Genomic DNA, 21,627 nt, shown 5'->3' on the forward strand with positions numbered 1-21,627 from the left:
ATGCGCTCAATTCGGAGGCAGAGGTTCAATGGAAGACGGCAAGAGCGCACCGCTCGAGCGCTACCTCGCTGTGCTCGAGGCGGTGGCGACTGCATCAAAGGCGCTCAGCCTGTCGGAGATCGCCGAGCGCTGCGCGTTGCCCGTCGGGTCGACGCATCGACTGCTTCAGAATCTTCAGGGCTCAGGCCTGGTGACGACGGATGGCACGAGGCGCAAGGACTACCGTCTGGGCGAGCGCCTTCTTCGCCTTCTGCACGCGGGCTCTGATGATGCCTGGCTGAAAATCTCCGTTCAGCCGGTCCTGGATGCGCTGGCGAATGAATTCGGCGAAACGTGCTTCGTCACGCGCCTCGTCGGGCATCAGGTCATATCGCTCGCGTGGGCTGTGCCGACGTCCGGTTTGCAGGGCTATGTATTTCCGGGGCACATCATGCCTCCTCACGCCGCTGCATCGGCCAAGGCGATCTTGGCATTTCAGCCGAAAAGTGTGGTCGACAAGGCTCTCGACGTCGTTCTTCCAAAGCTCACGCCAAGAACGAAGGTTACGCGGACGAGCATTGATCGCGAGCACGCGCGTGTGCGCGCATCTGGTTACGCAACGTGTCTCAACGAGATGGAACCGGGCGTCGGGGCTCTCGCCATTCCCATCGAGGTGCCCGAGGTGGGAGTCATGTACAGCCTCGGCGTATCCAGTCTTATCGATCGTCTGAACCGACGCTCTCTCGAGGTGACCATCGAGAGAATGCGGATTGCCGCGGATGGCCTGTCGCCCGCGCTCGGCGATCTATCGTCGAGGTCTCCGATGCGCCCGCCTCCGCGGAGGTCGCCGGGCGCATATTCTGCGAAGGGATGAGGTCAGCGGTCAAAGCGGCTGACGTGGCGAGCCAATAGCAGTCCATTGGTTCTCTCTGGTCGGGACAGTGCCAGTGGTCCGCGGATGCTGTCTTGGCCGTCCTGAAAGCGGCGGCGATTTTGTTGCTGTTGGCGGCTCCGTCGCGGCAGCTTCAGCGTTGGCGTCAGAAGTTGATGTTCTGGGCGGGCCTTGCCGCGTGCCCGTCGATTTCCAGAAAAGCTGACAATCGCGTCCGGCGCGCCGAGGCGGCGCTGCTATCGCCGCTGCGCGCCTGAGGCATCAGCCAGCGGTCAGCGGTCGGAAATGGTGGTAGCTGGAATTGCCTCCAAACGTGCATAGGAGGGCCACCATAGGCGAATTTCAGGTCTCATGGCGTTGACAGAGGCCAATTAGTGGTATTCTTTACTGCTACCAATTAACCGCTGGAGCTGTCCAAGATGCCAAGTGTCTCCACCCCTCAGCAGGCCGAGGAGCTCAAAGGGCTCACGATGCGCTTTGCCGAGCATGTCGCCGGCCTGAAGTACGAGAACATCCCCGACGACGTCGCGCACAAGGCGAAGCTGATCCTGCGCGATGGCGTCGGCAACGAGATTGCGGCATCGGCGATCAGCGAGCCCGCCAACAAGGTCATCGAGCTCGTGAAGGAGTGGGGCGGGGCGCCCCAGAGCACGATCATCGGTCACGGCATGAAGGTGCCGACGCCGAATGCCGCTCTGGTCAACGCCATGATGGGGCACGGCATCGAGCTCGACGACGCGCACGGCACGGGCTTGATCAAGGCCGGCTCGGTGCTCGTGCCGGCCGCCTTCGCCGTCGCTGAGATTTCGGGCGCATCGGGCAAGGATGTCGTGGCGGGTGTTGTCGCCGGCTATGATGTCGCCGTCCGCATTGCCAAGGCCATCAATCCCGGCCATCGCCAGCGCGGCTATCACACGACCGGCACTGTTTCGGCCATCGGCGCGGCGGCTATGAGCGCGAAGCTGCTCGGCGGCAATGCCGAGCAGATTGCGTGGGCGATCGGCCTTGCCTGCATGCAGTCGGCGGGCATCCAGTCCTATCTCGACGACCCCTGCATGGCGAAGCCGTTCAGCCCGGGCAAGTCGGCCTACAACGGCGTGCTTGCCGCCATCATGGCGAGCCGCGGATTCAGCGGTCCCAAGAAGGTGCTCGAGTCGCGTGAAGGCTTCCTCAATGCCTTCACCGACAGCGTCCGGCTTGACGACCTGCAGGACAATCTCGGCAAGCACTTCGCCATCATGGAAGTCGGCTTTAAGCCGCACGCCGCGTGCCGCTATGCGCATGGGCCGATCGATCTGGCGCAGGATGCTTATCGTCTCGATGGCGTCCGTCTCGACAATGTTGATCGCGTCACCGTCCACATGAGCAAGCTCGCGATCCGCCAGGCCTCGAAGCCGGTCTGCACAAACCTCAACGCGGCGATGGGCAGCACGCAGTTCAGCGTCGCGCTCTCGCTCGCATCGGGCGGCAATGGCCTCAAAGAATACTGGGACGGCTACAAGCAGTCCGATGTCCACTCGGGCATGAACAAGGTCGAGCTGCGCGAGGAGCCGGCCTATGGTCTCGGCGGCCGCCAGGCGCAGATCGACATCGCGCTCAAGGACGGGCGCAAGGTGACCCGCAGCTCGGAAGAGCCCAAGGGCGAGCCGAGCAATCCGCTCGCACCCGCCGAGCTCGAAGCCAAGTTCCTCGCCATGACCACGATGGTGATCGACGAGAAGCAGGCGCGGAAGGTCAGCGACCTCGTGATGTCGCTCGAGCGCCAGCCGAAGGCCGACGTGATCCCGCAGGCAACGGTGGTGGACAATGGCCCTTCGCTTCGCGCCGCGTGAGCAATCAGCGCCCGCAGTAACGTCGCCCGCGCTCAGCGCGGGCGACAGCGAGCAGGTCGCAATTCCCTGTGCCTTCATGCGTGGGGGCTCGAGCCGGGGCGGCTTTTTCCTGGATGCGGATCTGCCGCCGATCGGACCGCAACGCGATGCCGTCCTGCTCGCTGCCTACGGCTCGCCCGACAGCCGGCAGATCGACGGCATCGGCGGCGCCGATCCGCTGACGAGCAAGGCGGCTGTCGTGAAGCGGTCGGAGCGGCCCGACGCCGATGTCGAGTATTCCTTCTATCAAGTCGGCATCGAGCAGCCCAAGGTGTCGATCGGCGGAAGCTGCGGCAACATGCTCGCTGCCGTCGGTCCGTTCGCCATTCGCCGCGGGCTCGTGCGGGCCGTAGAGCCGGAGACGACGGTTCGCATCTATACAACCAATACGAAGCAGGTCGTCACCGCGCGCATTCCCGTTCGCAATGGCGAGCCATCCTGTGAGGGCACCTGCAGCATCGCGGGCGTGCCCGATCCTGGCGCGGCCATACGATTGGACTTCGGCGATTGCAGCGGCGCGGTTTCCGGCAAGTTGCTGCCGACCGGCAATGCCCGCGACAGGATCACGATCGACGATAGAGAGATCGAGGTCTCCTTCATCGATGCAGCCACCTCCTTCGTCTATGTAAGGGCATCCGACATCGGAGGCACGGGCACGGAGACGCCGGACGAGCTGCGCGGCAATGAGCTGCTGATGGGGCGGCTGGAAAAGGTGCGCGGGTGGGCGGCGGTCGTTCTCGGATTGGTATCCAAGCCCGAGCAGGCACGCATCGAAACGCCTAACATTCCGCGCGTCATCATGATCGCGCCGCCCTCTCCCTATCGCAGCGTGAGCGGCGCCGAGATCGCCGCATCCAATGTCGACATCTGCGTCCGACAGCTCGCCATGCAGCGGCCGCACAAGGCGCTCGCGGTGACCGGGGCCGTCTGCACGGCCGTCGCAAGTGCTGTTCCCGGCTCGATCGTCGCTGAAGCCATCGGCAAGCCGGTCACGGATGTTCGCTTGGGGCATCCGAGCGGTGTCCTGCGCGTTGCTTCGCGCACGAGACGCGATGCGAATGGTGGTATTGTCATCGAGAGCGCGGAGATCGAGAGAACAGCGCGGCTCATCATGGAAGGCTCGCTGTTCATTCGACGTCGCAAGATCGATCAACTTGCCCAAACGGCATAAGGACGGCCGAAATGAATACGAGGGAGCATCAGCGCGAATTCGCCCCACCGCCACGGAGCGCAAAGCCGCGCAAGCGCGGCCTGACCGCGGTGATCGACTATGGCCCGGACGGCTTCGGCTGGACGGGCGAGCGCGGCATTGCCGACATGCTCGATTGTGCGGCCGAGTACATCGACTTCGCCAAGATCTACGCGATGAATGCGCTGCTCATCCCAAAGCCGGTGATCCAGCGCATCATCAAGCTCTACCGCGACGCGGGCGTGCACTGCTACGCGGGCGGGATCCTCTTCGAGTACGCCTACCAGCGCAATGAAGTGGATCTCTATTGCGATCACGTGCGGAAGATCGGTCTCAACGCCGTGGAGATCTCCGAGAATTACGTCACGCTCAACGACAACGAGCGGCTATCCTACATAGATCGCTTCCAGAGCTTGGGCCTGTCGGTCATCTACGAGTTCGGCCGCAAGAACCCCGAGCAGCCCCTGCGTGTCGACGATATCGAGGCCCTGATCACCGCGATGACCAATCGCGGTGTCGACCACGTCATCGTCGAGCAGTCCGAGATCGATATGGCTGCAAGCCGCGCGCCGGAGCAGCTCAAGGCGATCGCTGCAGCGCCCTGGTTCGAGCGCATTCTCATCGAGGCCGATCCCTATCGCTTCCCCAAGCAGCATGTGGGCCTGCTGCAGGACTTCGGCATCGACGTCAATCTGGCCAACATCGCGCCCGGCCAGGCCCTGCGTCTCGAGGGCTTGCGGCGCGGGATCGGTCGCGCTGTCGACTATTCGCTGCTCGCAAAAGAGGGAGCGAAAGCTTGATCGAATCCAATCAGACGGATTTGCGCGAGCTGCTGCCCGATCTGATCGCGCTCGGGTTCAGCGAATACGAGGCGCGGGCCTATCTCGCGCTCTATCAGCTTCAGCCGGCAACAGCTTACGAGGTCAGCAAGCTTGCGGGGCTTCCCAAGGCCAACGCTTATACCGTGCTGGACAGCCTCAGCAAGAAAGAGGCGGCGCAGCCGATTTCCGAGAGCCCGGTGCGCTATGTTGCGGTCACGCCCGACGTCCTGTTCGAGCGCATTTCCAGCGCGACCGCGAGGCGCTGCGCCAAGCTGATCAAGGCCATTCCGGTCGCGGCCCAGGCCGACGAGCGTGGCTACGTCTGGTCGATTTCCGGTGGTGATGCGATCAGCACGAAGATCGAGTCGATGATCGATGGTGCCGGCTCGCACATCTGGATCAAGGCTGCCGAGCAGAACATCATGCCTTACCGCGACGCGCTCGAACGAGCCGCGGAGCGGGGCGTCGAAGTGTTGATCATTCTGTTTGGTACGCAACTCGAGAAATTCCAGTTCGGCGGCAAATCGCGCACCTATCTGCACGAAGGCAACGGCATTCCGGTCGGCATCGCTCACAAGCTGGTGACGATCACCGTCGACTTCGAGGAGGCGCTGGTCGCCGAAATCGAGAACCATCCGCACGGCGCGTACACGCGCAATCGACCGATCGTCAATCTGGCCGAGTCCCTCATCCGACACGAGGTCTACTTCGCCGAGATCTTCGAGATGTTCGGCCAGCCGATTCAGAAGACCTTCGGCACGGCCTTGATGGATCTGCGCCGCAAGTATCTTCCGCCAGCCCAAGCAGATGCGCTCGAGAGGCTGCTTGGCCTCACGTCGGACACAAAAACCCCGGGCAAGAAGGGCAAGGAAAAGATCACATGAGTACCGACGAGCTGGAATACGACGTCATCGTAGTGGGGGCTGGCAATGCGGCTGCGTGTGCTGCGATCTCGGCGCGCAACAACGGCGCCAGCGTGCTCATACTGGAGGCAGCCCCCGAAGCTGAGCGCGGCGGCAACTCCACCTATACTGCCGGCGCCATGCGCTACACTTTCGATGGCGTCGATGACGTTCTGTCCCTGGTCCCTGATGTCGACGCCGACACGCTCGCATTGACCGACTTCGGCAGCTACACCGTCGACCAGTTCTTCGACGACATGTTCCGTGTCACGCAGTACCGCACGGACCCCGTGCTGTGCGAGCTGCTGGTGAGGAACAGCCTCCCGACACTTCAATGGATGCGCAAGCAGGGCGTTCGCTTCCAGACGAGCCACGGCCGCCAGGCTTACAAGGTCAATGGGCGCTTCCAGTTCTGGGGCGGCCTCAGCGTCGAGGTATGGGGTGGTGGCCCCGGTCTCGTCGATATGCTGCTGAGTTCCGCTGAGCGGAAGGGCGTGCAGATCCTCTACGAGACGGCGGCGGTGTCGCTCATCAAGGACAACGACGGCGTCCATGGCGTGCACGTCAGCCACCGCGGCCGGGAGCGCGACCTCTACTGCAGAGCCGTGGTGCTCGCCTGTGGGGGCTTCGAATCCAATGCGGAGATGCGGGCGCGCTATCTCGGCCCGAACTGGGATCTCGCCAAGGTGCGCGGCACGCGCTTCAACACCGGGGGCGGCATCAAGATGGCGCTCGACGTCGGCGCCATGGCCTGCGGACATTGGTCGGGGGCCCACGCCGTCGGCTGGGATCAGAATGCGCCGACGTTCGGCGATCTGGCTGTCGGCGACGCATTCCAGAAGCACAGCTATCCGTTCGGCATCATGATCAATGCGCGCGGCGAGCGCTTCGTCGACGAAGGCGCCGACTTCCGTAATTACACCTATGCGAAATACGGGAGTGCCATCCTGGCTCAGCCGGGGCAGTTTGCTTGGCAGGTGTTCGACAGCAAGGTCATCCCCATGCTCCGGGACGAGTACCGCATACGGCAGATCACCAAGGTCTCTTCCGATACGCTGGAGGGGCTTGTCGATCAGATGGAGGGCGTCGACCGCGATGGTTTTCTGCGCACGATTGCCGAGTTCAACGCGGCAGTGAAAAAGGACGTCCCGTTCAATCCGAATATCAAGGACGGCCGCGCTGCTGAAGGCGTTGCGCCGCGCAAGTCGAACTGGGCCAACACGATCGATGCAGGTCCCTTCGAAGCCTATGCCGTGACGTGCGGTGTGACTTTCACATTCGGCGGCGTGAAGATCGGCCCCGACGGCCAGGTGCATGACACGGCCGATCAGCCGATCCCCGGCCTCTTCGCGGCGGGCGAAATGGTCGGCGGCCTCTTCTTTCACAACTATCCCGGCGGCACCGGCCTCACGTCGGGCGCGGTGTTCGGCAAGATCGCAGGTGAAGGCGCTGCGGCCGCAGCCGCTGTGAACAAGAGCCGCTCAGCGGCCTGAAATTGGCACTCATCTAGGGAAGAAGCACCATGAGCCTCAAAGGATTCGGTTGGTTGAAGTGGAGCGCATTGGCGGCGATGGTCGCCGTCGGTGGCACGCTCGCGCACGCGACGACGGGATCGATGTCGATCCGAGTTGGACTGCAGTCTGTTCCGCCGGACGAAGTCTACACGGCGAAGGACTGGGGCGCCCGCTACAAGCTGAAGGTGGAGCACGGATCCTTCAGCTCCGGCGCCGACATTCTCAAGGCCTTCATCGCCGGGCGCGTGGACATCGGCAACGGCGGATCTGGTCGCCTCGTCACGATGGCCGCGCAGCAGCCGGAGCTCTTCTACATCGTCGCGGCCAACCAGTACGGCGGTGATCGCTACGGCGTCATGGTCGCCAAGGATTCGCCGATCAAGACGGTGCAGGAGCTCAAGGGCAAGAAGGTCGGCGCGGTGACCGGCTCGGGCACCTACAGCACCTTTCGCGTCTATCTCGACAACAATGGCCTCAAGGAAAGCGATTTCCAGATCGTCAACATGAAGGTCGAGGATCTGCGCGCAGCCGTGCAGCAGGGTATCATCGATGGTGCAGTGGCCTGGGAACCTCATGTCGCGATCGCGGAGACCATGGGCGTGGTCAGGCGCATTCAGTCGATGGCCGGCGTGAACGACAGCCCGAACTTCGTCCTCGTCAATCGCAAGTTCGCCGACGCCAATCCGGAGGCTGTTGCTCGCTACATCGCCACCCTGATCGATCTCGGGGAGCTGATCAGCAGCAATCCGCAGGAGGCCGCGAAGCTGGCCGCCGGCCAAATCAGCAAGAAGGGCGTCTCCATCAATCCCAAGGCGCTCGAGCTCTCATTTACGCGGATCAAGATGGATCCGAAGGTGACCGATGCGCTGCTGGCCGAGCTCATTCCGGTGGCGGAGTCCATGAAGGGCGCCAGTAAGATCGGTGCTGTTCCGGATTTCAAGAAGCTCGTGCGCATGGACTTCTACGAGCAGGCCGTCAAACTGAGGCAGGCATCCCGCTAGTGTCCCGATTCCGAAGTTCGCCACACCTCGATGCTGGTGTTGCGAGCGAACTTCGGAATCAAAAGGGACACTAGAAATCATCCACTTGCCAGTGTGATTCAGATCGAGAAATTCGCTCTATACCGTGCCCGAGATGTGGCGAATTTCTCGATCATCACACTAGGGTGCCTTGAGGTCCTAGAACCGTGACAGCGAGCAGAACTGCGGGCGTCCCGCGCCAGAAGGGCGGGCCATCTGCCTCACCGAGCCAGATCGTCGCGTTTGTGACGTTCATGCTCCCGATTGGCGCCCTGCTTCTCTTTTGGGAAGGCGTGGTCCGGTTTGGCCTGGCGGATGCGACCATCCTGCCCGCACCATCGATGATCGTGGTGCGCGCATGGGAGCTTCTGAACCCAGCCAAGGCCGAGCGAAGCCTGCTGCTCGTGCACATTGGCGTGAGCTTGTGGAGGGCACTTGCGGCGTTCGTGCTCGCCTGTCTCGTGGCCATTCCGCTCGGCTTCGTGCTTGGTCTCAGCACGGGGACCTATCGCGCGCTGTCTCCCTTGCTCAGTCTCCTGCTGCCGTTGCCGGCCGTCGCCTGGACGCCGATCTTTCTCGTTGCTTTCGGACAAGGCGATCTGACAATCATCGGCGTCTGCTTCCTCGGCGCGTTCTTCCCAGTGCTCTACAGCACCATCCAGGGCGTGCGTGGCATCGGCGTCCACGCGATCTGGGTCGTGCAGAGCATGGGCGCTGGACCGCTGGACCTCTTCAGGCGCGTGCTTCTGCCCGGTGCGCTTCCAGCGCTCATCTCCGGTCTCAAGCTCGGCATGGCTCATTCCTGGCGTACGCTCGTTGCGGCTGAGATGCTTGCCGCGCTGAGCTATGGCCTCGGCTACATGATCTTTGCCGCGCGCTCCTACATGGACGTCTCGACCATGTTCGTTGGCATCGTGTGCCTGGCGGTCATTGGGCTGCTCATCGAGCACGTGATCTTCGGCACGCTGGAAAAAATGACAGTGGCGCGCTGGCACAGCAGCGGCAAGGTCAGGGGGACGCGATGAGTGCTGCCGACCTTGCTGGCGCGAAGCCGCTCTCCGGAGAGCGCGCGGGCGCGCTTCTGCGCAACATCATCACGCGCTCCGGCGTCATCGTGACCTTGCTGATGCTGTGGGAAGTCGCCGCGCGACTTGGCTGGATCAACACGTTTCTGTTTCCGGCGCCGTCCAACATCGCAGCGACCATCTGGACGCAATCGGGGCCGGACGGCAGTCCGCCCTATGCGATGCCGATGCACGTGCTGCGCAGCATGATCCGGCTTCTGGCCGGCATAGCGCTGGCCGTTGTCATCGGCACGGTATTGGGCGTTCTGATCGGCATGACGCGCTGGGCGCGTATGCTATTCCAGCCGCTCATCAGCATTTTCATGCCCGTACCGACGCTCGCATGGACACCGGTTCTTCTGCTGCTCACGGGCATCGATGACCGCACAACCATCATCGTCGTCTTCATCGCCGCGGTCTTCGAGGTGATCTACACGATCGTCGCCGGCATCGAGATGATGAACGTGAAGCTGTTCTGGGTTGCCCGCTCGATGGGCGCCTCGCGGCTGCAGATCTTCTTCCGCGTGATCATTCCGGCGATCTTTCCTTACCTGATCACCGGCATGCGCCTCGGCACCGGCTATGCCTGGCGCGCCTTGATCGCTGCCGAAATGCTGGCGGCGAGCTCGTTCGGCCTCGGCTTCATGATCTACGATGCGTCGGAGTATATGAGCACGAACGTGATCTATGCAGGGATCATTCTCATCGCCGTGCTCGGCTATCTGCTCGAAAATGTTCTGATCGGCCGTCTCGAGGCCGCAACAACCGAAAAATGGGGAATCCAAAGTGAGCGCTGATCTGGCGAAAGTCCTTCCGATGAACGCGCGGTCGAAGCCGAAGATCGTGGCCAAGGGCATTCAAAAGAGCTTCGGCAATGTCCTTGCCATGGAGGACGTCACGCTCTCCATCCAGGAGCGGGAGTTCGTCGCGATCATTGGCCCGAGCGGCTGCGGCAAGTCGACCTTCCTGTATTTGATTGCGGGCTTCGAGAAGCCGAGCGGCGGCGAGCTCACGATCAATGGCAACGCCATTACGGGGCCGGGGCCGGATCGCGGCGTCGTGTTCCAGGAGTTCGTGCTGTTTCCATGGCTGACAGTGCTGCGGAACATCACGCTCGGTCTCGACATTCAGGGTGTGAAGCGCGAGGAAGCCGAGGCGCGGGCCCTCAAGTGGATCCGCCTGACCGGGCTTTCAGGCTTCGAGAACGCCTATCCGTCGACGCTGTCGGGCGGCATGAAGCAGCGCGTCGCGATCGCGCGGGCATTGACGTACGATCCGGAAGTGCTGCTGCTCGATGAGCCGTTCGGCGCGCTCGACGTGCAGACCAAGAATTACATGATCCGCGACCTGCAGGACCTGTGGCAGGAAGCGAACCGGACCATCGTGATGATCACGCACAGCGTCAGTGAGGCCGTGCATATGGCGGATCGCGTGGTCGTCCTCAGCTCGCGGCCGTCTCGTGTCATCGCCGATGTCCGCATCGACGTTCCTCATCCGCGCGACCGCCGCAATCCGACGATGCATCGCTACGAGGACGAGATCACGGCCATCCTGTCGGCCGAAGTGGACAAGGCCATGAGCCTGGAGCGACAGATCAGGTAGCGTCGTTTGAGGCTTGGTGTCCCGCGCATTCTTTTGCGCCCCCGGTTTTGCTCGCTCCCCGGCTGAATGCCGGATGCTCGGCGCTGGGCCGCCTTCCACTCCCGGTCTTGTTGCTGCTCGTCCGCGCGCCGGATCGGCGGTAGCGAGGCTATAGGCGAGGGGCCGCGTGCTCAAAATCGCCAGCGTGTCATGGCGAGATGGGCGGAGGGTGCGTGCAAGGCCGCAGGCATATGTTGTCCCTTCACTGGGCGAAGCGAGCCTCGTGCCGGCGATTGCCGAAGCCCCGAACGATGTTTCCTTGAGATCGTCCGACAGCCTCCTGGCGGACGTCGACGTTCTACAGCGGCCTCGCCGAGCGAGCGGTCTCCACCGTCGATCGCCCAGGTGCGGATGCCGACTGTGGGCTACCTCGATGCCAAATAGGCCCGGTTCGATGTGATGTGGCGCCCTGGGGCACCCTCAGTCAACGAGCCGCCGAGATTGCCCTGTTCCAGGATGGCTGCCCGACGCGTGAAGATTTACCATATCGATCGATGCAATGGGCTGCTCACATCCGTGGAGCAGCAACGGGTCCAATCCCCGATTCGGTGGACGTGCCCGGGAATGTAAGGGCTTGAAATCATTGGTACCGCCTCCCCGGCTCGAACGGGGGACCCCCAGATCCACAATCTGGTGCTCTAACCAACTGAGCTAAGGCGGCACAGCACATCGGGGCCCGGAACGGGCGCTGGCCGATCGGCAGGGCGTTCTCTAACGTGCTTCCAGGGCCTTGGCAAGGCACGGGGCACGCCGCGGCGGCAATAGGCAAAGACGGCGTGCGGAAGATGGGGAACGCAGGTCCGTCGCGCGGTCCGCACATGGCGGAATTGGAGCGCTTACAGGGCCATATTGTTCTATAAGGCGGGGCTCATGACCAGCGGGCAGCAGCGCCGGGGGCGGCTCAACGCGAGAGGTCATTGGCAGCGGTACGGAGCTTACCTGTGCCCACACCCGTGTCCCGGACGCCCGAACCGGCAGTCGACGACCAGCCCAGCTCCGCCGAGATCGGAAGATCCGATGCCAGCCGCTTTGCGGCTCTTCTGGTAGTCGGCATCGGTGTCGTCTACGGCGATATCGGCACGAGCCCCCTCTACGCGTTCAGGGATGCCGTCGCCGCAGCGTCCGGCGGTCTCGGCGTGACGCCGCGGCCCGATGCCGTGCTCGGGATCCTGTCGCTCATCCTGTGGGCGCTCATCACGCTCGTGAGCACGAAGTACGTGCTGATCCTGTTGCGGGCGGACAACCACGGCGAGGGCGGGATCCTTGCGCTCATGGCCCTCGTCCAGCGCTCCGCTTCACGCAGGGCTCTGCCCGTGCTCGTGCTCGGCGCCATAGGGGGCGCACTCTTCTACGGCGATGCCCTGATCACGCCGGCCATCTCGGTGATGTCGGCCGTCGAGGGCGCAAAGCTCGCCATGCCGGTGTCTCAGAGAGAGGCGCTCATCGCGACCATCGTGATTCTTCTCGTGCTATTTGCAGTGCAGGGATATGGCACGCACCGCGTGGCAGGGGCCTTCGGGCCCATCATGATCATCTGGTTCCTCGTCATCGGTGCGGCGGGAATCTATCAGATCGCGCAGGCGCCGCAGGTGCTCGCCGCCGCAAATCCGCTGCATGCCGTCACGTTCCTGACGAGTGATGTCACTATCGGCCTCATGACGCTCGGCGCCGTGTTCCTCGCCGTGACGGGCGCGGAGGCCCTCTATGCCGATCTCGGGCACATCGGCCGCAGGCCCATCACGCTCGCATGGTTCTTCTTCGTTCTGCCGGCGCTGGTGCTCAGCTATTTCGGGCAGGGAGCGGTCGTGCTCTCGGACGCTTCGGCGATCGACAACCCGTTCTATCGGACTGTGCCTGAGAACTATCTCATGCCGATGGTCGGCCTAGCGACGGTTGCGACGATCATTGCCAGTCAGGCGACGATCACGGGCGCCTATTCCTTGACCCGGCAGGCCATCCAGCTCCGATTGCTGCCGCGAATGGTGGTTCGGCATACGTCGGTCGAGCACGCCGGGCAGATTTATTTGCCGGCCGTGAACTGGCTCATGATGGCCGGCGTGCTCACGATCGTCGTGGTGTTCCAGGATTCGACGCACCTCGCCGCCGCCTACGGCATCGCCGTCACTGGCACCATGATCGTCACGGCGACCCTCGCGTGCATGATGATGGCCTGGCACTGGAAGTGGCCGGCGTGGCGGATCGCCCTCGTCATGGCGCCATTCCTGGCCATAGAGCTGGTCTTCCTGGCGGCCAACCTGCTCAAGGTGGCGGAAGGCGGCTGGGTCACGCTGCTCATCGGCGCCGTGATGCTGACGATCATGCTCGTATGGTGGAAGGGCTCCGATATCCTTCTCGCCAAGACGCGGCGGAGCGAGCTGCCGCTGGTCGACCTCATGCCGAGCCTCGAGCGATCGAGCGTGACCGTTGTCCCGGGCACGGGCGTCTATCTCACGGCCAATGCCGACAACACGCCGACGGCACTCCTCCACACGATGAAGCACTTCAAGGTCATGCACGAGCGCATCGTGGTGCTGACGGTGATCAACTCCAACTGGCCGTATCTCGAATTGGGGGAGAGCGTCTCGATCGAGCGGCTGTCGGATCGGCTCATCCGCGTGCGCGTCGTCACGGGTTTCATGCAGCAGCCGAACATTCCGAGCGTGATGGACTATTGCCGCACGCACGGCGTTCCCGGCGAGAGCGCGTCGACCTCGTTCATGCTGTCACGGCGGGAGGTGAAGGCCGAGCGGCCGTCCGCGATGCCGCGTCCCGCAACGGCTCTGTTCGTGATGCTCGCGCACAATGCCGCCGACGCGACCGACTACTTCGGCATTCCGAAGGATCGCGTCGTCGAGATCGGCACCCAGGTCGGGCTCTAGTGTGATGGCAGCGCGCGGGCTTGCCGCGCGCTCAGGATCAATCCTGGCCCGAGCGCGCCCTTCGCGCGCTCAGTCTTGAAACGGATCCTTCATCAGGATCGTGTCATCGCGCTCGGGGCTCGTGGAGAGCAGCGTCACCGGGCACTCGATCAGCTCCTCGATGTGGCGCACGTACTTGACCGCCTGCGCGGGCAGGTTTGCCCAGCTCCGCGCGCCCTGCGTCGACTCAGTCCAGCCCTCGAAAGTCTCGTAGATGGGCTTGACGCGCGCCTGCTCGTTCATGCCCGCAGGCAGCCTGTCGATGCGCTTGCCGTCGAGCTCATAGGCAACGCAGACCTTGATCTCGGGAAGCGCGTCGAGGATGTCGAGCTTGGTCAGCGCGATGCCGTTGATGCCGGCAACGCGCACGATCTGGCGCACGAGCACGGCATCGAACCAGCCGCAGCGGCGCCGCCGGCCGGTGTTGACACCGAACTCCTTGCCGCGCTCGCCGAGCAGACGGCCGATCTCGTCGGGCTCGCCGTCGGGGCCGAGCAGCTCGGTCGGGAAGGGGCCCGAGCCGACGCGCGTCGTGTAGGCCTTGGCGAGGCCGAGCACATAGCTCAGCGCCGAGGGACCGAGGCCCGAGCCGGCCGCGGCCTGGCCGGCAATCGTATTCGACGAGGTGACGTACGGGTACGTGCCGTGATCCACGTCGAGCAGCGCGCCCTGCGCGCCCTCGAAGAGAATGCGCTTGCCGGCCTTGCGCGCCCGGTCGAGCGTTTCCCAGACCGTGTCGATATAGGGCAGGATCTTCGGCGAGATCTCGGAGAGCTCGCGGATCAGCACTTCCTTCTCGATCTCCGGTTTGCCGAGGCCGCGGCGCAGCGCGTTGTGGTGGACGAGCAGGCGGTCGATCTTGGGGCCGAGATTGTGCAGGTTGCGCAGGTCCTGAACGCGGATCGCACGGCGGCCGACCTTGTCCTCGTAGGCGGGGCCAATGCCGCGCCCCGTCGTGCCGATCTTCTGGGCTGCCGCCGCTTCCTCGCGGAGCTGGTCGAGCTCCCGGTGCAGAGGGAGGATCAGCGTCGCGTTCTCGGCGACCTTGAGCTGGTCGGGGCTGATATCGATGCCCAATTTGCGGATGCCCTCGATTTCGGCGACGAGGTGCCACGGATCGACGACGACACCATTGCCGATGACGGAGAGCTTGCCCGGGCGCACGACGCCGGAGGGGAGGAGCGCGAGCTTGTAGATCTTGCCGTCGATGACGAGTGTGTGGCCGGCATTATGGCCGCCCTGGAAGCGCACGACGATGTCGGCGCGCTCCGAAAGCCAGTCCACAATCTTGCCTTTGCCCTCGTCGCCCCATTGGGCGCCGACAACCACCACGTTCGCCATTGTCCGATGCCTCTTGTCCGCAGCGCGTGGCTGCCCAAAGGCGTTAGCCCGGGGCGCGGCGCGGCGCAAGAGGTGAATGCTCCTTGTGCGGCGGTTTTGCTTTAGTGCCGCGGTGGTTTGTTTTAGTGCCGCGGGCCGCTGGGAAGGGGTGCTGTCGCCTCCCACCGTTGTGCCATGCCCGCGGCGGTGGCTTTGTTTTAGTGCCGCGGGCTGCCGGGAAGGGGTGCTATCGCCTCCAGCCGTGGTGCTATGCCCGCGGCGGCCAGAGCGACAGCGCAGTGTGTTATGCGCCCCACTTCCCCCTCTCCCCATTGTCTTCAATGGGGAGAGGGGATGCTGGCGTGGCGGAGGCGCGAGTGGCTCTGGAGCTAACGCCCCTCGCGCCACCAGGCCAGTGTCAGGAAGGCGAGCAGGGCCGCGAGGGCGAGCAGTCCCGTGAACATCGGGGTGATGCGCACCCCGCGCGTCACGTAGGCCTCGCGGTCCTTGAGACCCATCCAGCCCGAGCCCGCGAGCACGCGCGCATTGGCGAGCAGCGAGACGCGGGGGACCTCGACAGCGGTATCGCTGGCGCTCGAGAGCAGGCCGCCGCCGCGCGTCCAGAACGTGCCGCCGCCCGTCGCGCTGATCAGGGGCTTGAGCTTCGCGTCGGTGGCCGTGACCTCGCTCATCTCGCGAGCATCCTCGAGGCCGGCATGGGCAACGGCCGTCAGCATGCGGCGGTCAGGCGGGGGGCCGTTCGTCTGCATTTTGTAGAGGCCGGGCTGGCGCACATCGATCGTCGTGCGCCACACGCCATCGGCAGCGCGCTCGAGCCGCACCTCGCTCGTCTCGCCGCCGGGAGACTGCACGCTGACGGGCGGCACGTCCTGCTCCATGGAGCGGCGTTCGATCGTGAGCTTCAGGCCGCGTGCGTCGGCAAGGAGACGCTCCTCCTCGAGATCAGGCTCCTTCATGAGCCAATGCGCCGTGCGCCGCAGGAGGTCGGTGTGCGGGCCGCCGCCGTCATAGCCGCGCGCCCAGAGCCAGGCGTGATCGGAGAGCATGAGCGCGACGCGCCCACGGCCGACGCGATCGAGAACGAGCAGCGGGCGCTCCTCGACGCCGCTCATGAGCGTGCGACCGCGAATGACGTTCGTCTCCACCTGACGGAACCAGCGGCCCCAGTCGGGCTCCTGATTTGGCTCGCGCAGGCCCGGCAGATTGCGCGTGACCGGGTGCTTGAGGCCTTCCGTGGTGACGCGCGCCTTGAAGGGCTGCTCGATGACGCGGCCCGAGGGCGACGCCGGCAGTACGGGCGCGAGCGCCGTACGGAAGAGGCTCGCGGCCTGCGCAAAGTCATCGCCCGAGGCAACGAGCAGCGCACCGCCGTTCGACACGTATCGCGCGATGTTGTCGTAGTAGATGGGCGGCAGGATGCCGCGGTTCTGATAGCGGTCGAAGATGATCAGGTCGAAGTTGGTGATCTTCTCCGAGAAGAGCTCGCGCGTCGGGAAGGCGATCAGCGAGAGCTGATGGATCGGCGTCCCGTCCTGCTTGTCGGGCGGGCGCAGAATGGTGAAGTGGACGAGATCCACGGCGGCATCGGACTTCAGCAGATTGCGCCAGACGCGCTCGCCGGCGTGCGGCTCGCCCGAGACCAGGAGGACGCGCAGGTTCTCGCGCACGCCTTCGGCGGCGATCACGACGCGATTGTTGAGGTGCGTGAGCTCGCCCGGCACAGGGTCGAGCTCGATCTCGACGATATTCTGGCCGGCCGTCGGGAAGGGCATGGCGATGCGCGTGCGCGTGTCGATTTCCGTGCGAACGGTCTCGTCGGGGCGGCCTTCGCGGCGCACGCGCAGGTTCACCTGCCGGCTAGCCTGGCCGCTCTTGCCCGTCTCGCGCACGGCGACTTCGATGTCGCGCGGCGGGCCGTTGACGATGCCGAACTTCGGCGCGGTGATGACCTCGATGCGGCGGTCGAACTCGTCGGGTCGGCCCGTGATCAGCGCATGAATGGGCGCATTGAAGCCGAGTGCGGCGACGGAGGCCGGGATGTCATGGACCTGGCCGTCCGTGATCATGATCACGCCGGCGAGGCGGTCGGGTGCGATCTCAGCGAGCGCGCGGTTCAGATCCGTGAAGAGATGCGTGCCCGAGGCGCGGTCGCCGGTCGGCCGCGAGGCTTCGATCCATTTCACCTCGAGGCCGGGAATGCGCTTCAGCTTCTCTTCCAGATCGGCGCGGATCGCGGCGGTCTGCGCGGGGCGCCCCGCAATAGTCTGGCTCGTGCTCTCGTCGACGAGGACGACGGCGATGTTGTTGAGCCCTTCGCGCTCCTCCTGGCGGAAGGAGGGATTGGCGAGGGCGGCGACCAGGGCCGCGAGCGCGAGCGCGCGGAGTGCAGCGCCGCGCGTGCGCCGGAAGAAGAGTACGGCGATCAGGGCGAGCGCAATGAGCGCCGCGGCCACCAGCACGGGCTGGGGCACCATCGGTGCAATGTCGATCGACCACGTCATCCGGTCTCAGAACTCCATCACTACTGCCGTCGCGCGTGTCGCGCTCATTGACCCAGCCGCTCGATGAGCGCGGGGGCGTGCACCTGATCGGCCTTGTAGTTGCCGGTCAGGGCGTACATCACGATATTGATGCCGACGCGGAAGGACATCTCGCGCTGCGCTTCGCCGCCCGGCACTGTCGGGAACATCGGCCGGTTCTGCTCGTCGAGCGCCCAGGCGGCGGCGAGGTCGTTCGGCGTCACGATGATGCTGCTGACACCATCGGCACGCCGGGCCTTGCGCGTATCGCCGTCGACGGATTCCGAGCTGTCGGCCTCGACCCACATCTGCCCGCCGTCCCAGCGGCCGGGGAACGTACGCAGGATGTAGAAAGCCTTGGTCAGAACGTGTGTCTCGGGCACGGGCTCGAGGCGCGGAATGTCGAGGCGTCCGAGCAGGCGCTGCAGCGGCGTGCCGCCCTCGCGGCTCATGCCGACGCCGGTCGGAATGCCGGTGCCGAAATCGCGGGTGTCGAAGATGATCATCCCGCCCTGTTTCATGTACGTGTCGATCTTGGCGAGCGTCGCGTCGGGAAGCGGATTGGCGTTCGGCAGCACCGGCCAGTAGAGGATCGGGAAGAAGGCGATCTCGTCGGTGGTGACATTCACGCCGAAGGGCTCGCCGGGCTCGACCGAGGTACGCGCGGCGAGCACGCGGCCGATACCGACGAGACCAGCGCGGCTCGTGTCGTCGGTCGCGGCATCACCCGTCAGCACATAGGCAAAGGAGACCTTGCCCGTTGCCTGGATGGCAATCTGCAGGTCGCGGCTCGAAGGCATGGCCGCAGCGGTTGGCGGCGCCTCGGGGCGGCGCTGCGCGCTGGCCTGGCTGCTCGTGAGCGCGAGAGCGGCGGCGCCCGCGAGGAGAACGACGATCGCGGCCGTCGCTGCGGCGGGTCGGCGGCGGCGCCCTCTCAGCAGACCTTGCAGGAGCAGCACGGCAATGATGTCGGCGAAGATGAGGGCGAGTGCCGCCGAGAGCAGCCAGGGCTTCAGCGGCTCGGGGTTGGTGCCCTCGTACGTGCGCTGCTCGACATTCGGCGGAAGGCTCGGCAGGGGGCGGAGCTCGGTGCGCGGCGTGATCACGTTCAGCGCGCGCGGACTTGCTGTCGGTCCGTAGTAGCCGGGCGGGTGATCGAGCGAGGGCGTCATCGTGTCGATATTGCGGGCTGGGAGGGCCTGCGCCGTCGGTGTCGGCGAACGGAGCGTGCCGAAGCCATCGAGCACCTGCGTCGGAGCAAGAACCTCGGCCGTCTCGGGCGTCGGCGTGGCGCGGGGCGTTGCCGCCGCCATGGTCTCGGGTCCGCCGACGGCAATGCCGCCGCTCACGCCGAGCGTCGCGATACGGCGCAGCATCTCGACGAAGAGGCCGGAGAGCGGCAAGTTCGACCAGTCGGAATTCGCGGTCACGTGGAAGAGCACGATCTGACCCTCGCCCATGCGCCGTGCGGTGACGAGTGGCGTGCCGTCCGCGAGGCGCGCCCACACGCTGACCTCATCCGTGAGATAGGCCGGATCGGCGAGGATCTGGCGGTTCACGGTGACATCGCGCGGGATAGTGAGGCCGGCGAACAGGCTCTTGTCCTCGAAGGGGGCGAGCGGCTGCGGTGTCGACCAGGAGAGCGCGCCGCCGAGCGTGCGTCCGCCCATGCGCAGGCCCACGGGCAGGAGGTCGTCGCCGCCTTTTTCGAGCCGCGGTCCGGCAAAGCGCACGAGCACGCCGCCCTTGTTCACCCATTCCTGCACGCGTGTGCCGAGATCGCCGGCAAGCGTGCCGATGTCGGCCATGACGAGGACCGAAGAGCGCTGATCGAAAGCACTTGTCACCGCGCCTGCGAGGTTCACATCCTTCTGTCGGACCAGCTCCGCGAACGGCGCGAGCGCACGCTCGATGTAGTAGAGCGGCGCCAGTAGCGGCTGTGCCTGTTCGCGGCTCTCGCCCGAGATGAGGGCAATGCGGTGCCAGCGCGAGCGGCTGTCGAGAAGATGCACGCCACCGGCACTGCGCTCGCCGGCAAGCTCGATGCGGGCGACCTGGTTGCGCAGCTCGAGCGGCAGGTCGAAGCGAGCCGTCGCGCGGCGGCTGCCGGCGGGGATCTCGTAGGAGGTCTCGGCGAGGCGCTGGCCGCGAGCGGAGAAGGCCAGCGCCGTGCCATTGCGGCCGGCACCATCGGCGCGCACGACGAAGGCTTCGAGACGCCCGTCGCGGTCGAGGCCCGCGGCGAGGCCGAGCGGCTCGTCGCCGGGCCGATTGCGGATCACTTGCAGACGGCCGCCGGTCGCGATCTGGCTCAACGCGGTCGCAAACGCCGCAGTCTTGCCGTCATGGTCGATGCCGTCGCTCAGCCACACGACGTCGAGGCCCTTCTGGCCGGCGACGGTGCGCGCAAGCTGCTCGGCGAGCTCCGTGCGCTGGGGGGCAAAGGGCTGCGGCTGGAGAGCTGCTGCCGTGGTGCGCGCCGCAACTGGCGACTCGATGCGCAGTGTCAGCGTCTTGGCGCTCGAAGCCGTGGGCGCGATGACGACAGGCCGGTTGGCGGTCTCAGCTTCCGAGATGAGCTGATCGACGAGGCGCGCGCGCGCCGCGAAATGACCGCCGCTCGACCAGCCGTTATCGACGACGAGAACGAGCGGGCCGCTCCCCGAAAGGCCGGCTTCGCGGTTCGGATTGAGCACGGGATCAGCGAGCGCGAGGATCACGAAGGCGGCGGCGAGCATTCGGATCAGCGTCAGCCACCAGGGGGTCTTCGCGGGCGTCTTGTCCTTGTTCTCGAGGCCGACGAGGATGCGCGTCGGCGGGAAGGCGATCTGACGCGGGCGCGGCGGCACGGTGCGCAGCAGCCAATAGATGATCGGCAGCGCGGCGAGCGCGGTCAGCAGCCATGGGCTCAGGAAGGCGAGCGCGCCGATGCTCATGCGGGCCCTCCTGCTGCTGCTGCTGCTGCGGCGGCGGCGGGCGGCGTGCTCATGCGGTAGCTGCCCGCCTGGCCGCCGAGGCGCAGAATGAGGCTCAGCAGCAGCTCGTGCGGCGGCCGGTCCGTGTGATGGACGAGCAGCGACCAGCCGAGGCGTCGGGCGATCTCGGCGAGGCCCTCTCTGTGGGCCGCGAGGCGCTTGATGTAGGCGTCCCGCATGGTCTCGACGCGATCGACGATCCAGCGCTCGCCGGCAACCTCGGGGCCGAGGAACTCCGCGCGGCCCTCATAGGGAAGCGTTTCCTCGGCGGGGTCCATGACCTGCACGAGATGACCGCCGACGCCGGCGCCCGCCATTTCTTCGAGACGCGGGCCGAGCTGGTCGAGCGGATCGAGGAAATCGCTGATGAGGATGGCGCCCGAGTAGCGCGGCAGGCGGATCTTGGGCGGCAGGCTCGTCGTCAGCAGAGGCGAGGAGACGTTCGTAAGCACGGTTTCGGCGATGACGGTCGCGGCCTTGCGGCTCGCGGTTGGGCGGCCGAGCCCGAGGAGCGCGACACGCTCGCCGCCGCGCACGAGAAGCTCGGCAGCAGCCAGCATGAGCACCACGGCGCGATCGCGCTTCGTCACGGCCGCGAGGTCGCTGCGGAAATCCATCGACGGCGAGAGATCGGGCCAGAGCCACACCGTGTGCGCCGCTTCCCACTCACGCTCGCGCACGTACAACTGATCGGAGCTTGCAGAGCGGCGCCAGTCGATGAGCGTCGCAGCATCGGCGCCTTCGAACTGGCGGAACTGCCAGAAAGTTTCGCCCGGCCCCGCGCGGCGGCGGCCGTGGATGCCGTGCGCGACGGTGCTCGCGACGCGGCTCGCCTCGATGACGAGGTCCGGCAGTCGGTCCGCGAGACCGTGTGCCTCAAGCTCCAGCCGGCCGATCTCGGTCCGGGCCGGGCTCATGGCTGCCTCCATCGGCATCGCAAGGCGATTGTGCTTTCCGCCACGAGCTGGCTCCCAAAGCTCCT

The 21,627-nt window shown here is 65.3% G+C and carries 16 protein-coding genes and 1 tRNA gene; 12 read left to right on the forward strand and 5 right to left on the reverse strand.

All coding sequences use genetic code 11. The annotated features are described in order from the left end of the window. Positions 1 to 28 precede the first annotated feature (28 nt). The 11 genes from CS1BSM3_RS17245 (at position 29) to CS1BSM3_RS17295 (ending at position 10,853) form a co-directional block, all read left to right on the forward strand. Complete coding sequence (locus tag CS1BSM3_RS17245) at positions 29 to 853, forward strand: IclR family transcriptional regulator (protein WP_072388975.1); 825 nt, start codon at positions 29 to 31, stop codon at positions 851 to 853. 92 nt (positions 854 to 945) lie between these two features. After that, on the forward strand, positions 946 to 1,128 hold the full coding sequence (locus tag CS1BSM3_RS17250; RefSeq protein ID WP_072388977.1) for a hypothetical protein: 183 nt from the start codon (positions 946 to 948) through the stop codon (positions 1,126 to 1,128). Between the two features lie 162 nt (positions 1,129 to 1,290). Next, complete coding sequence (locus CS1BSM3_RS17255) at positions 1,291 to 2,703, forward strand: MmgE/PrpD family protein (protein WP_072388979.1); 1,413 nt, start codon at positions 1,291 to 1,293, stop codon at positions 2,701 to 2,703. Further along, positions 2,678 to 3,913: a 2-methylaconitate cis-trans isomerase PrpF family protein gene (locus CS1BSM3_RS17260; protein ID WP_083528682.1), complete on the forward strand. Its 1,236-nt coding sequence runs from the start codon at positions 2,678 to 2,680 to the stop codon at positions 3,911 to 3,913. Before CS1BSM3_RS17255 ends, CS1BSM3_RS17260 begins: the two co-directional genes overlap by 26 nt. Before the next feature lie 11 nt (positions 3,914 to 3,924). Further along, positions 3,925 to 4,731 (forward strand): phosphosulfolactate synthase, encoded by an 807-nt coding sequence (locus CS1BSM3_RS17265; protein WP_072388981.1) that lies wholly within the window; start codon positions 3,925 to 3,927, stop codon positions 4,729 to 4,731. After that, complete coding sequence (locus tag CS1BSM3_RS17270; protein ID WP_210188800.1) at positions 4,728 to 5,636, forward strand: TrmB family transcriptional regulator; 909 nt, start codon at positions 4,728 to 4,730, stop codon at positions 5,634 to 5,636. Before CS1BSM3_RS17265 ends, CS1BSM3_RS17270 begins: the two co-directional genes overlap by 4 nt. Then, on the forward strand, positions 5,633 to 7,147 hold the full coding sequence (gene tcuA / locus CS1BSM3_RS17275; RefSeq protein WP_072388983.1) for an FAD-dependent tricarballylate dehydrogenase TcuA: 1,515 nt from the start codon (positions 5,633 to 5,635) through the stop codon (positions 7,145 to 7,147). The genes CS1BSM3_RS17270 and tcuA overlap by 4 nt, the downstream gene beginning before the upstream one ends. 29 nt (positions 7,148 to 7,176) lie before the next feature. Further along, complete coding sequence (locus CS1BSM3_RS17280; protein WP_072388985.1) at positions 7,177 to 8,169, forward strand: ABC transporter substrate-binding protein; 993 nt, start codon at positions 7,177 to 7,179, stop codon at positions 8,167 to 8,169. A gap of 185 nt (positions 8,170 to 8,354) precedes the next feature. Further along, entirely contained in the window at positions 8,355 to 9,212 is an 858-nt protein-coding gene (locus CS1BSM3_RS17285) for an ABC transporter permease (protein ID WP_210188801.1), read from the forward strand. Then, a complete protein-coding gene (locus CS1BSM3_RS17290; RefSeq protein ID WP_072388987.1) occupies positions 9,209 to 10,048 on the forward strand; it encodes an ABC transporter permease in 840 nt (279 codons plus the stop codon). The genes CS1BSM3_RS17285 and CS1BSM3_RS17290 overlap by 4 nt, the downstream gene beginning before the upstream one ends. Continuing rightward, the gene (locus tag CS1BSM3_RS17295; RefSeq protein ID WP_210188802.1) at positions 10,038 to 10,853 is read left to right on the forward strand and encodes an ABC transporter ATP-binding protein; all 816 of its coding nucleotides are present in this window, start codon (positions 10,038 to 10,040) and stop codon (positions 10,851 to 10,853) included. The genes CS1BSM3_RS17290 and CS1BSM3_RS17295 overlap by 11 nt, the downstream gene beginning before the upstream one ends. Positions 10,854 to 11,476: 623 nt before the next feature. Here CS1BSM3_RS17295 and CS1BSM3_RS17300 read toward each other — a convergent pair. Then, positions 11,477 to 11,553, reverse strand: a tRNA-His gene (locus CS1BSM3_RS17300). A 280-nt stretch (positions 11,554 to 11,833) separates the two neighbouring features. On the opposite strand from CS1BSM3_RS17300, the gene CS1BSM3_RS17305 reads away from it, so the two are divergent. Continuing rightward, the gene (locus CS1BSM3_RS17305; RefSeq protein WP_083528683.1) at positions 11,834 to 13,771 is read left to right on the forward strand and encodes a potassium transporter Kup; all 1,938 of its coding nucleotides are present in this window, start codon (positions 11,834 to 11,836) and stop codon (positions 13,769 to 13,771) included. A gap of 69 nt (positions 13,772 to 13,840) precedes the next feature. Here the strand turns inward: CS1BSM3_RS17305 and CS1BSM3_RS17310 are convergent, their stop codons facing one another. The 4 genes from CS1BSM3_RS17310 to CS1BSM3_RS17325 all read right to left on the reverse strand — a co-directional run bounded on the left by CS1BSM3_RS17310 (position 13,841) and on the right by CS1BSM3_RS17325 (position 21,562). Then, a complete protein-coding gene (locus CS1BSM3_RS17310) occupies positions 13,841 to 15,151 on the reverse strand; it encodes an adenylosuccinate synthase (protein ID WP_072388989.1) in 1,311 nt (436 codons plus the stop codon). A 368-nt stretch (positions 15,152 to 15,519) separates the two neighbouring features. After that, positions 15,520 to 17,652, reverse strand: coding sequence for a hypothetical protein (locus CS1BSM3_RS17315; RefSeq protein WP_072388991.1), 2,133 nt, complete (start codon positions 17,650 to 17,652; stop codon positions 15,520 to 15,522). 44 nt (positions 17,653 to 17,696) lie between these two features. After that, positions 17,697 to 20,606: a DUF4159 domain-containing protein gene (locus CS1BSM3_RS17320; protein WP_072388993.1), complete on the reverse strand. Its 2,910-nt coding sequence runs from the start codon at positions 20,604 to 20,606 to the stop codon at positions 17,697 to 17,699. Continuing rightward, positions 20,603 to 21,562 carry a DUF58 domain-containing protein gene (locus CS1BSM3_RS17325; RefSeq protein ID WP_072393929.1) on the reverse strand — a complete coding sequence of 320 codons (960 nt, stop codon included), beginning with the start codon at positions 21,560 to 21,562 and terminating at the stop codon, positions 20,603 to 20,605. Before CS1BSM3_RS17325 ends, CS1BSM3_RS17320 begins: the two co-directional genes overlap by 4 nt. Between the last annotated feature and the right edge of the window lie 65 nt (positions 21,563 to 21,627).

Source organism: Hyphomicrobium sp. CS1BSMeth3 (assembly GCF_900117415.1).
GTDB lineage: Bacteria > Pseudomonadota > Alphaproteobacteria > Rhizobiales > Hyphomicrobiaceae.

Excerpts from the sequence above, each read along its gene's own strand:
- CS1BSM3_RS17315 (WP_072388991.1), bottom strand. The coding sequence starts at position 17,652 with ATGACGTGGTCGATCGACATTGCACCGATGGTGCCCCAGCCCGTGCTG.
- tcuA (WP_072388983.1), top strand. The coding sequence starts at position 5,633 with ATGAGTACCGACGAGCTGGAATACGACGTCATCGTAGTGGGGGCTGGC.
- CS1BSM3_RS17280 (WP_072388985.1), top strand. The coding sequence starts at position 7,177 with ATGAGCCTCAAAGGATTCGGTTGGTTGAAGTGGAGCGCATTGGCGGCG.
- CS1BSM3_RS17260 (WP_083528682.1), top strand. The coding sequence starts at position 2,678 with ATGGCCCTTCGCTTCGCGCCGCGTGAGCAATCAGCGCCCGCAGTAACG.
- CS1BSM3_RS17245 (WP_072388975.1), top strand. The coding sequence starts at position 29 with ATGGAAGACGGCAAGAGCGCACCGCTCGAGCGCTACCTCGCTGTGCTC.
- CS1BSM3_RS17255 (WP_072388979.1), top strand. The coding sequence starts at position 1,291 with ATGCCAAGTGTCTCCACCCCTCAGCAGGCCGAGGAGCTCAAAGGGCTC.
- CS1BSM3_RS17265 (WP_072388981.1), top strand. The coding sequence starts at position 3,925 with ATGAATACGAGGGAGCATCAGCGCGAATTCGCCCCACCGCCACGGAGC.
- CS1BSM3_RS17325 (WP_072393929.1), bottom strand. The coding sequence starts at position 21,562 with ATGAGCCCGGCCCGGACCGAGATCGGCCGGCTGGAGCTTGAGGCACAC.
- CS1BSM3_RS17320 (WP_072388993.1), bottom strand. The coding sequence starts at position 20,606 with ATGAGCATCGGCGCGCTCGCCTTCCTGAGCCCATGGCTGCTGACCGCG.
- CS1BSM3_RS17310 (WP_072388989.1), bottom strand. The coding sequence starts at position 15,151 with ATGGCGAACGTGGTGGTTGTCGGCGCCCAATGGGGCGACGAGGGCAAA.
- CS1BSM3_RS17290 (WP_072388987.1), top strand. The coding sequence starts at position 9,209 with ATGAGTGCTGCCGACCTTGCTGGCGCGAAGCCGCTCTCCGGAGAGCGC.